This window comes from Plantactinospora sp. GCM10030261 (assembly GCF_042666615.1).
In the GTDB taxonomy this organism is placed as follows: Bacteria; Actinomycetota; Actinomycetes; order Mycobacteriales; family Micromonosporaceae; genus KBS50.
This window is the reverse complement of record NZ_JBHTDD010000030.1, coordinates 66066-76776: the sequence shown is the minus strand read 5'-3', so window position 1 is coordinate 76776 and position 10711 is coordinate 66066. Positions and strand designations below refer to the sequence as shown.

Below are 10711 nucleotides of genomic sequence, written 5' to 3'. Positions count from 1 at the left end.
CCAACGCGTGATCAGCCGGCTCGGCCGCAGCGCTGCCGCCCGGCGGCTCGACCTGCGTGTGACTGTCCCGGCGGGCGCCAGCGGCGTGCTGATGTGCCCGCGCGATCGTGGAGTCCACACTCACGTCCCAGGTGATCAACCCGAGCGCGTCGGCCCTACCCTGCAAACCGGCCAGGATCCGCGCCCACACCCCGGCCCGCTGCCAGCGCCGGTACAGCCCGTACACCGTCCGCCAGTGCCCGTAGCAGTCCGGCACATCCCGCCACGGCGCACCCGTACGCACCCGCCACCTGATCCCGTCAATGAGCTGCCGCTTGCTCCACTTCGGCGGCCGGCCTGCCTTCTTCGGTCGAGGCAGCAGCGGCTCCAGCACCGCCCACTGCGCGTCAGTCAGGTCGAACCGCCTCGTCACCGCTACGCTGGCCACGAGGTCTCCGTGCAGATGGTTGTCTTGGTCGATAACCCATCTACCGGAGACCTCGCCGTATACCGATCACCGACACGCCCGACCAGTCAACCCGACCCGTCACCCGACTACTTTTGACACACGGCCTAGAAGCGGCTGGACCGGCTCCGAACAGGAAGGGCCGGACTGGCGGTCACTATCCGGGGCCGGCGCCAGGTCGGCAAATCGCGCCTCATCCAGGAGTTCTGCGACCACGCCGAAGTGCCTTACCTCTTCTACACCGCAACCAAGGGCGCATCCTCCACCGAGGCGATCCCGACCTTTCTGGCTGAGTTGCGCGACTCACCGCTGCCGGCGAACCCTGATTTGGTCCCGGCATCTGCGGGAGGTTGGCCAGACGCCTTCCGGTCGCTGGCCTCTGTCCTTCCCGACGGTCCGTCCATCATCGTGCTCGACGAGGTGCCATGGCTTGCCGAGCAGGATGCGATTTTCGACGGTGCGTTGCAGACGGCTTGGGGCGCGGCCGCGCCGTTGAACCGCTTATCCGAGAGTCCTTGGAACTAGCCGCGATCGACGGAAGCTTGCCCTGGTCAGACGTGCAGGCGGTTGGAGGTTGGTGGAACCGCCAGTTCAATCCGGAGATCGACATCATTGGCGCGGATCGGGCACCGGTGGCGCAGACCGTCTACTTCGCAGGTTCCGTCAAATGGCTCAGCAGCCCTTTCGACGCGCGCGACCTCGCCGACCTGACTGCGGGCGCGACCAAGGTGCCCGGCTTCGACCACGGCCGTTGCGGGCTTGTGCTCGTCTCCCTCAGCGGCTTGTCGCCACAGGTCGACTCGACGAAAGTGGATGTGGTGTGGGGTCCTTCGGAAGTCCTGTCGGCCTGGCGGGGGTAGCCGTACGGACGGCGGCAGCCCCACGTCGTATCGTTCACCAGGCCCCTGCTCGCAAGGCACGCTATCGGCCACACCGAATGGGCCATGCGTGCGGTGGCCGGCCAGGGACGCGACCCCACCACCCTCATCCACGTGGCCGCCACCGTCGCCAACTTCGTTCGCGGTACGGCGGTCAACCTGCAACCAGAGGCCGAGGCCGAGCAGGACACTGGCCTGACCGACGACGAATGGCTACGTGTCCAGAGCGAGGCGCTTGCCGCCGCGCTGGTCGGGGGGTCCTTTCCGATCCTGGCCGGCATCTCCGCCGGTGACGAGGTTGATCTCACCCTGGACAGCCTGTTCGAGTTCGGGCTGCAACGCATGCTCGACGGCATCGCGCCGCTGTGCGTTCGGCCGGAACCGGGCAGCCGGCGGTAGACCTTGACGCTGCCGGTTGGGGTGGGACTGTCGCGATTCACCGTGGCACATCGACCTGCGGTGACTTCGCGGGGCCGCGTTCGGCCAGGGGATAGAGCAGCGCGACGCCGATCATGAAGATCACCACGATGCCGAGTGCCCAGCGGAGCGACAGCGCCTGTGCGGCCAGGCCGATCAACGCCGGGCCGGTCAGCAGTCCGAAGTAGCCCAGGGTCGCCACGCGCGCGATGGCCCGGCCCATCACCTGCGGCGACTCGTTTCCCGCCGCTCGGAACAACTGCGGGGTGATGCAGGACAGGCCCACTCCGAACAGGCCGAGTCCCAGGACGGCAGCCAGCCAGTGCTGGGCGAACAGGCCCAGGGTCAGGCCGCTCGCGGAGAACAGCGCGCACAACTGGACCAGCCGTACCGGTCCGAGGCGCGTCACGAGGGCGTCCCCGGCGAGCCGGGTGGTGGCCATGGCCACGGAGAAGACCAGGAATCCGGCGGCGGCTGCTTCGGCCGGTGCCAGCAGTTCGTTACGTAGGTAGACGGCACTCCAGTCGGCGATCACCCCTTCGGCCATGAGGCAGGCGAAACAGCACATGCCGAGGATCAGCACCCGGATGCCCAACGGCGCCGGGCGACGTCCTCGGCCGGTCTCCTCGGGTCGCTTGTCCTGCGGGCTTCCGGGCAGCAGGTTTCGTCCGGTGAGCAGCGACAGCAGGGTCAACGTCGCACCGACGACGACGAAGGCGGCAGCCGGGGTGAAGTCCAGGCGGATGGCGAGGCCGCCGAGGGCGGCGCCGAGCAGACCTCCGGCGCTGTAGGTGGCGTGGAACGAGGCGATGATCGGGCGACCGTAGCGGTGCTCCACAAGTACCGCCTGGGCGTTCATGGCGACGTTGAAGACGCCTCCGGCGAGGCCGAAGACGAGCAGTGCCGCCATCAGGGTGCCGATGTTGGGCGCGATGCCGGGGCCGATCGGGCCCAGGGCGACCAGGACCGTGGCGATCCTCCCGACCGTGCGGCTGCCGTGCCGGTCCACGATGCGGCCCACCCACAGCAGTCCGAGTACGGTCCCGGCGGCCGCGACGAACAGTGCCGCGCCCAGCGCGCCGTCGCTGAGGTCCAGCCGGTGCTTGACGTCCGGGATCCGGGCGTACCAGGAGGCCCAGGCCACCCCGTTGACGAAGAAGAAGGCGGAGACCGCTATCCGGGCCGGGGTGGGAGGCGCGGCGGCTAATTCCGGTGTGGACAGTGGACTCGCTCCTCAGGACGTTGCCCACGGCATGGGCTCGATGGGGTCGAACGTTGAGCGGATGGCGGTGCGGGCCGGACCGGTGGCTGACGCGGTGATGGCCAGCACGATTTCGAGGACGTGGAGGGCGTGTCGCGCGTCCATGTGCCTGCTGGGCGAACCGGCGGCCTGTGCCGCGACCTCGGCGACACCACGGGCGAAGTCCATGTCGTGGGTGTCGTAGTAGCGGTGCCGCTCGGCGTCGACGCGTACCGGTGGGTAGATCTGTGGTTCGGTGAGGTAGTCGTGCGAGCCGTCAGTGGCTGTCCGATGTGGACGAAAGAACACCGGCGCGTGGTAATCCCAGCTTCGGTCGATCGAGAGGACGCCGGCGTCGCCGACGATCTGCAGCGTGTGGTTTTGTGGGGCGACGGTGCCGCAGGTGAGTCGCGCGATGACCCCGGAGTGGAAGGCGATGGTGGCGCAGGCGAAGTCGGCGGCGGGTGTTCGTTCGGGTGGCACCGGCCGGTCCGGGACGATGAGGTGTGCCGAGGCGGTGACCTCGCGAGCCGGCCCGAAGAAGGCGGTGAGCCAGGTCAGGTAGTACGCGGCGTGTTCCAGCACCGGTCCGTTGAGGAATTCGTCCTGGTACGGCCACGGTGTCCCGGCGACCGAGGTCCAGTCGTGGTAGGGCATCCGGTGGATCGCTCCGTCGTCGATCTCGGCGTACACCAGCCGGGGGTTGCCGATGGTGTGTGACCGTAGCGCCGCCCAGAGCGTCTGCGCGGTTTCACCGAGCAGTGAGCACGGTGCCGAGCCGAGGATCAGCCCGTGGCGGTCGGCGAGTGTCACCAGTTCTTCCGCCTCCGCCAGGGTTGTGGCGAACGGCTTTTCCGAGTAGACATGCCGGCCGGCGGCCAGGCTGCGTCGGGAGACGTCGAAGTGGCTGTCGGGATTGGTGAGGTTGACCACCAGGGCGACGCGGTCGTCGGCCAGTAGGGCGTCCAGTGAGGAGTATGTCGGTACGTCGTGGCATGCCGAGAAGTTCTTCGCACGCCCGCAGTCGTGGTCGTAGACGCCGATGAGCTGTAGTTCCGGATGGTTGGGCAGGGTCGCCTGGTAGAAGTCGGCGACGTAACCGGTACCCACGAATGCGATGCCCGTACTCCGGGCACGGTTGATGATGGTGTTCGACACGCTCGCCCCCGCGACGTTCGATGTGTCTTCCATCCCGCCAGTTCGCCGTGCCGGCGATAGATGGCGAAACGCTGATGCAACAAACTCTCACGGTGGGCAACATGCGTCAATATTTTCGTCGGTGCATGCGGCCGGGGTTGTGCTGAGGCGGGACGACAGGCGCTGGCCGTGCTGACGGGAGAGTGACGGGCCGCCGAGTTCACGGCGGGTAACCCCCGACCTGTACCCTTCGGTACGACCGTACGGTATGTCGTCGGACTGAGGGGAGGGGGAGCCGATGCCGAGCGTCGCGCTCACCGCCGGGACGATCGACTACACCGACACCGGCGGCGACGGGCCGGTTCTGGTCCTGCTGCACGGCGTGAACATGGACGCCAGCCTGTGGCGGCGGGTGGTCACCGAGCTGGGCCCGGGGGTGCGCTGCGTGTGCCCGACGTTGCCGCTCGGCGGTCATCGGCGTCCGATGGACCGGCCGGAGCTGGTCACCCACCATGGTGTCGCGGCGTTGGTCGGCGAGCTGCTCGAGGCGCTGGACCTGCGTGATGTGACGCTGGTGGCCAACGACTGGGGTGGGGTGCAGTTCCTCGTCGCCGACGGGCCGGGTGACCGGATCGCGGGGCTCGCTCTGGTCGCCTGCGAGGCTTTCGACAACTTTCCGCCGGGCAAGCCCGGCAAGGCGGTGGCGATGAGCGCCCGGGTGCCTGGGATGTTGTGGGTGTCGATGCAACTGCAACGGTTCGCCTGGTTCCGCCGGGCGCCGGGTGCCTGGGGCTGGATGAGCAAGTACCCGGTCCCGGCCGAGGTAATGGACGAGTGGTTCCGGCCCGCCCAGCGGGACCCGGCCATCCGGCGGGACCTGCGGACCTTCGCGCTGTCCACCCCGCCCGCGGCCGAGCTTCGGGCGATGACCGCTCGGCTCGCCTCGTTCGACCGTCCGGTGCTTGTGGTGTGGGCGCGCGAGGACAAACTGATGCCGCGCGAGCACGGCCCCCGACTGGCCGCATTGTTCCCCCGTGGCCGGCTTGTCGAGATCGACGACAGCTACACGCTGGTCCCCGAGGACCAGCCGCAGCGGCTCGCGGCTGAGCTGGCCCGATTCGTACGGACCGAGGTCGCCGACGCGCGTTCGTGAGTGGGTGACATCGCGCGTCTCGTGGTGGTCGCGTTATCACACCGGGCGCGGCGTCGCCTGTCACATCGGGCGGACGCGTGGCCGCTCACACGTCTATTGCAAGTTACTGGCAATTACGTGACTATCGCATCTGCGGGTTGTCGCCTCGGTGGGTGACGAGCCGACTCCGGGCACCCGCCCGGATCCGAACACTCGTCGACGCGGGAGTACGCCATGGGTAGCCGCCGGTTCGCTCGCCTGACGGCGGTCGCCGCCACCGCCGTCCTCACGGTCGCCGGCTGCTCGTCGTCGGGCACACCGTCCGGTGGTACGGGTGGCGCGGCCAGCATCGTGGTGGCGACGGCGGGGGAGCCGGACACGCTGAATCCGGTGCTGAACTACGGCGTCGACGGCGGTTCGCTGATCTTCGACGGGTTGGTCGCCCGGGACGCCGACAACACGCTCGTGCCGGCCCTCGCCGAGCGGCTGCCCACCGTCTCGGCCGACGGGAAGACCGTCACCGCGAAGCTCCGCGAGGGCGTCCTGTTCCACGACGGCAGCCCGTTGACCGCGCAGGACGTGGTGTTCACCTACCAGGCGGTGCTGGATCCGAAGGTCGACTCGACGCTCCGGTCGGACCTGGACATGCTCGCCTCGGTCACCGCACCTGACCCGACCACCGTCGTGTTCACCCTGAAGTACGCGTACGCGCCGTTCCCGCAGCGGCTGACGCTGGGCATCGTGCCGGCGAAGGTGTTCGCCGGGCAGGACGTCAACACGGCGGCGTTCAACCGCGAGCCGATCGGCACCGGCCCGTACCGGGTGACCTCGTGGACCCAGGGCGACCGGCTGGTGCTCGCCGCCAACGACCGGTACTGGGGAGGGAAACCGGCGAACCCCGGTGTGGTGGTGGCGTTCGTCGCCGACGACAATGTGCGCGCGCAACGGACGCGGGCGGGGGAGTTCGACGCGGCGGAGCTGGCGCCGAAGCTGGCCGCCGGATTCGACGGGCAGGGTGGCTACCAGGTGCGCCGGGTGCCCACCGCCGACTACCGGGGCGTCATGCTGCCGATGGGCAACCCGGTCACCGGTGACCTGGCGATCCGGCGCGCGCTGCACCTGGCCGTGGACCGGCAGGCGATGGTGACCGGTGTGCTCGGCGGGGCTGGCGAGCCGGCGTTCGGTCCGGTCCCGCCGTCGTCGGAGTTCGCCGAGCCGGCGATCGCCGGCACCGCCACCGCCGACCCGGCTGCCGCGACGGCGGCCCTCGAGGCCGCCGGCTGGCGTCCGGGACCGGACGGCATTCGCGTCAAGGACGGTCGGCAGGCCGCGTTCGCCCTGATGTACCCGGCGACGGACAGCCTCCGCAAGGAACTGGCCCTCGCGGTGACCGCCGATGCCAGAAAGGTCGGCATCAAGGTGACTCCGGAGGGTCTGACCTGGGACGCGATCACCCCACGGATGGGGACCGACGCCCTCGTGATGGGCTACGGCACCCCGTACGACCCGGATTTCGTCTCCTACAAGCTGTTCAGCTCCGCCTTCGCCGGCCAGGGTTTCTTCAACCCGGGTTCCTACCGGTCCGCGCTCACCGACAAGGCGTTGCGGGACGGTCGGGACAACGCCGACCCGGCCGTGCGCAAGGCGGCGTACGCGACCTTCCAGAAGCAGCTCGCCGCCGACGTGCCGTGGGTGTTCCTCACCTACCTTCAGCACACCTACGTGGTGCGCGACGGCGTCACCGGTGTGACGCCCCGGGTGGAGCCGCACGAGCACGACGTGGCCAACAGCCTCTGGTGGAACGTACACACGTGGACGAAGGCGTCGTGACGGCGCCGGCACCCACCGCCGAACCGTCCCCGGAGCCGATGGCGGCACCGGTGCGCCGGCGGCGGGTCACCGGTGCGGGCCGCGTGGTCCGGCGTCGGCTGCTGGTCGCCGTGCCGGTGCTCGCCGCGACCAGCATGGGGATGTTCGCCCTCGGCGCGGCCGCACCGATCGACCCGGCGCAGCAGTACGCGGGCGCCGCCGCGGTCACCACCAGCGAGGAGAACCTCGCGCAGATCCGCGCCAACTGGGGCGTGGACGACCCGCTGCCGGTGCGGTACGCCCGCTGGGTGGGCAACCTGCTGCGCGGCGACCTCGGCTGGTCGACCAGCCGGCACGAGCCCGTGGCCGACGTGATCGCGGCCCGCGCCGGCTGGACGTTGCTGCTCGTCGGTACGGCACTGGCCCTGGTGCTGGTGGCGAGCCTGTTGTTGGGGACCCTCGCCGCGTACCGGCGGGGCGGCTGGTTCGACCGGGCGTTGCGCGCCGCCGCGTACGCGGTGCAGTCCATGCCGGTGTTCTGGATTGGGCTGGCCGCGATCGCGGTGTTCGCCCTCTGGCTCGGGTGGCTGCCGGCCGGTGGACTGACCGCTGTCACCGCCACCTCCACCGAGGCCGCCGACGTGGCGTGGCATCTGGTCCTGCCGGTGGCCGTGCTGGCGATCTCCCAGGCGCCGTGGTTCGTGTTGTTCATCCGCGACGCCGTCGCCGACAGTCTCCGCGACGACCACGTGCTCGCCGCGCGGGCCCGTGGCCTGTCCGGCCGTACCGTCCTGTTCGGGCACGCGCTACGCACCGCGCTGCTGCCGTTCCTCACCCTGGTCGGCACCCACCTGCCGGAACTGGTCGGTGGGGCGGTGCTGGTGGAGACGGTGTTCTCGCTGCCCGGCCTCGGCGGTGTCACCGTGCAGGCGGCCCTCGGCGCCGACTTCCCGCTGCTCGCCGCCATCACCCTCGTCACCACCGTCGTGGTCCTGGCCGCGAATCTGGCCACCGACCTCGCCTACGCCGCCGCCGACCCCCGGGTACGCCTCGATGACTGATCTCGCCCTGCCCGTCCGACGGCGCTTGTCGACACCGCGCGCCCGTGGCGTCGGCTTCACCGTCACCGTGCTGGTGCTGGTCGGCGCGGTCAGCGCCAGCCTGGTCGCCCCCATCGTGTGGCCGCTGGACCAGAGCGCGGTGGACCTGGCCCAGACCCGGCTGGCCCCCTCCTGGGACCATCCGGCCGGCACCGACGACCTGGGCCGCGACGTCGCCCACCGCAGCCTCTACGGCCTGCGGGTGTCGCTGCTCGTCGGCGTGGTCGCCGCCGGGGTGGCCACCGTCATCGGTGGCCTGGTCGGTGCGGTCGCCGGCACCGTCGGCGGCCGGGTCGACCGGACCCTGATGCGGGTCGTCGACACCATCGCGGCGCTGCCGCACCTGCTGCTGGGCATCTTCATCGTGGCGATGCTGCGGCCCGGCCTCGGCGCGGTGATCCTGTCCATCGGGCTGACCCACTGGCTTTCCACGGCGCGCATCGTCCGCTCGGAACTGCTCAGCCTGCGGACCCGGCCGTTCATCGACGCCGCGGTCTCCGGCGGGGCGTCCCGGACCCGGGTGGTGACGCGGCACCTGTTGCCGCACGTGCTGCCCCGGCTGGCGTTGGCCACCACGCTGATGATCCCGCACGCCGTGTGGCACGAGACCGCCCTGTCCTTCCTCGGCCTCGGGCTGCCGCCGCACCTGGCCTCGATCGGCAACATGATCAATGACGGGCAGCGGTCGCTGCTCACCGGCGCCTGGTGGGCCAGCATCGTTCCCGGCCTCGTGCTCGTGGCGGTCACCCTCGCGTTGGCCGCCCTCACCGGCCGGTGGCGGGACCGCCTCGATCCCCGGGTGCGGGCGGAGGTGCGACTGTGACCGCGACGTCGCCGGCCGCGTCCGGCGTGACGTCCGCCCACCCGCCCGGCGGTGGGCGGCCGGCCCTGCTGGACGTCGACGGGCTGACCGTGCGGTTCCGGCTTCCCGACGCGACCGTGCACGCCGTCACCGACCTGAGCCTCAGCCTGCGTCCCGGGGAACTCCTCGCCGTGGTCGGCGAATCGGGGTGCGGCAAGTCCGTGCTCGCGCACGCCCTGCTCGGCCTGCTGCCCGGCAACGCCGCCGTCACCGGCCGGGCCCGGCTGCGCCCACCCGCCGGCGAGCAGATCGACCTGGTCAGCTGCGGCGAGCGCCGGCTCGCCCGTGCGGTGCGCGGCCGTTGCGTCGGGCTCGTGCCGCAGAGCCCCGCCACCGCGCTTAACCCGGTGCGTACCGGCCGGCGGTTGCTGGAGGAGACCCTGCGCGCGCACGGCCATTCCCGCCGCGAGGCGCCGGCCGCCGCGGTGCGGATCGCCGTCGACGTCGGGCTGGACCCCGCCGACCTCGACCGCTATCCGCACGAGCTGTCCGGTGGAATGGCCCAGCGCCTGGCCACCGCCCTCGCGTTGGCTCCCGATCCCGTGCTGTTGCTGGCCGACGAGCCGACCACCGGTCTGGACCGGCCCCTTGTCGACCACACCCTCGATCTGCTGCGTCGCCGCTGTGACGCCGGTTCGGCGGTGCTGCTGATCACCCACGATCTGGCGGCCGCCCGCCGGGTTGCCGACACCATCGCCGTCATGTACGCCAGCCGGGTCGTCGAGCACCGGCCCGCCGCCGACCTGTTCGACACGCCCGTCCACCCGTACAGTGCAGGTCTGCTGGACGCGCTGCCCGACCGGGCCTTCCGGCCCGTCCCGGGACATCCGCCGATGCTCACCGATCTGCCCGCCGGCTGTGCCTTCGCACCCCGCTGCCACCGCGCCACCGACACCTGCGGCACCACACCCGCCCTCGTCGACGTCGGCCGGGGCCGGGTCGCCTGCCACCACCGCCTGGGAGTGCGCCCGTGACCGGCGGCGGGCTCGCCGCCCACGGGGTGAGCGTCGACTTCGGCGGCCAGCGGGTCCTCGACCGGGTCGACCTGGACATCGCGCCCGGCGAGACGGTCGGGCTGCGTGGACCGTCAGGCAGCGGGAAGTCGACGCTCGCCCGGGTCCTCGCGCTGCTGCACCCGCCCGACACCGGGTACGTCACCCTCGACGGCCAGCCCGTCGACGGGGTCCGGCACCGGCTGCCGGCCGCCGTGCGTACCCGGGTGGCGATTCTCTTCCAGAGCCCGCGCGCCGCCACGGATCCCCGGCTCACCCTGGCCGACATCATCGCCGAACCGCTGCGGGCGACCGGCACCGCGGCGGAGCAGGCGCGGGTCCGGGCGGCGGAGCTGGCCGACCTGGTGGGCCTCACCACGGACCTGCGTACGCGGCGACCGCACGCGGTCAGCGACGGGCAGTTGCAGCGCGCCTGTCTGGCCCGCGCACTCGCGCACCGTCCGGCATACCTGCTCTGTGACGAGGCCACGGCGATGCTCGACGCGTCCACGCAGGCCCACCTCGCCGCGGTGATCAGCGAGTATCAGCGCGGATCGAACGCCGGTGTCCTGCTCGTCAGCCACGACGCCGCCCTGCTCACCCGCTGGGCGAGCAGGGCGGTGGATCTCGCCGCCACGCGCCGGTCCGGCTGACCCGTCCGGCCGGCTGGGCGGCGCCGACCCCTTAATAGGCAAGTGG

General features: G+C 71.1%; 11 protein-coding genes and 1 pseudogene. 9 read left to right on the top strand and 3 right to left on the bottom strand.

The features are described from left to right. Positions 1–427 (bottom strand): IS5 family transposase (locus ACFQUZ_RS27220; RefSeq protein WP_377447216.1); only part of this gene is annotated, 427 nt, incomplete at its 3' end. A 240-nt stretch (positions 428–667) separates the two neighbouring features. Between ACFQUZ_RS27220 and ACFQUZ_RS27215 the strand changes: the two genes are divergently transcribed. From ACFQUZ_RS27215 to ACFQUZ_RS27205, 3 genes and pseudogenes are all read left to right on the top strand, one after another. Next, on the top strand, positions 668–970 hold the full coding sequence (locus tag ACFQUZ_RS27215) for a hypothetical protein (protein WP_377447215.1): 303 nt from the start codon (positions 668–670) through the stop codon (positions 968–970). A gap of 32 nt (positions 971–1002) precedes the next feature. Beyond that, complete coding sequence (locus ACFQUZ_RS27210; RefSeq protein ID WP_377447213.1) at positions 1003–1305, top strand: hypothetical protein; 303 nt, start codon at positions 1003–1005, stop codon at positions 1303–1305. Positions 1306–1347: 42 nt separating this feature from the next. Next, positions 1348–1722 (top strand): annotated as a pseudogene (locus ACFQUZ_RS27205) (TetR/AcrR family transcriptional regulator C-terminal domain-containing protein); the annotation flags it as partial. Between the two features lie 37 nt (positions 1723–1759). Here the strand turns inward: ACFQUZ_RS27205 and ACFQUZ_RS27200 are convergent. Together ACFQUZ_RS27200 and ACFQUZ_RS27195 are read right to left on the bottom strand one after the other, a co-directional pair. Beyond that, the gene (locus ACFQUZ_RS27200; protein WP_377447228.1) at positions 1760–2917 is read right to left on the bottom strand and encodes an MFS transporter; all 1158 of its coding nucleotides are present in this window, start codon (positions 2915–2917) and stop codon (positions 1760–1762) included. Between the two features lie 57 nt (positions 2918–2974). Beyond that, complete coding sequence (locus ACFQUZ_RS27195; protein WP_377447211.1) at positions 2975–4171, bottom strand: Gfo/Idh/MocA family protein; 1197 nt, start codon at positions 4169–4171, stop codon at positions 2975–2977. Positions 4172–4415: 244 nt separating this feature from the next. Here ACFQUZ_RS27195 and ACFQUZ_RS27190 point away from each other — a divergent pair, with 244 nt between their 5' ends. From ACFQUZ_RS27190 to ACFQUZ_RS27165, 6 genes are all read left to right on the top strand, one after another. Beyond that, entirely contained in the window at positions 4416–5270 is an 855-nt protein-coding gene (locus tag ACFQUZ_RS27190; protein ID WP_377447209.1) for an alpha/beta fold hydrolase, read from the top strand. A 213-nt stretch (positions 5271–5483) separates the two neighbouring features. Beyond that, a complete protein-coding gene (locus ACFQUZ_RS27185) occupies positions 5484–7079 on the top strand; it encodes an ABC transporter substrate-binding protein (RefSeq protein WP_377447207.1) in 1596 nt (531 codons plus the stop codon). Continuing rightward, entirely contained in the window at positions 7061–8119 is a 1059-nt protein-coding gene (locus ACFQUZ_RS27180) for an ABC transporter permease (protein WP_377447205.1), read from the top strand. Before ACFQUZ_RS27185 ends, ACFQUZ_RS27180 begins: the two co-directional genes overlap by 19 nt. Beyond that, the gene (locus ACFQUZ_RS27175; RefSeq protein WP_377447204.1) at positions 8112–8981 is read left to right on the top strand and encodes an ABC transporter permease; all 870 of its coding nucleotides are present in this window, start codon (positions 8112–8114) and stop codon (positions 8979–8981) included. Before ACFQUZ_RS27180 ends, ACFQUZ_RS27175 begins: the two co-directional genes overlap by 8 nt. After that, entirely contained in the window at positions 8978–9994 is a 1017-nt protein-coding gene (locus ACFQUZ_RS27170) for an ABC transporter ATP-binding protein (RefSeq protein WP_377447202.1), read from the top strand. The genes ACFQUZ_RS27175 and ACFQUZ_RS27170 overlap by 4 nt, the downstream gene beginning before the upstream one ends. Then, complete coding sequence (locus ACFQUZ_RS27165; RefSeq protein ID WP_377447200.1) at positions 9991–10665, top strand: ABC transporter ATP-binding protein; 675 nt, start codon at positions 9991–9993, stop codon at positions 10663–10665. Before ACFQUZ_RS27170 ends, ACFQUZ_RS27165 begins: the two co-directional genes overlap by 4 nt. The last annotated feature ends 46 nt before the right edge of the window (positions 10666–10711 follow it).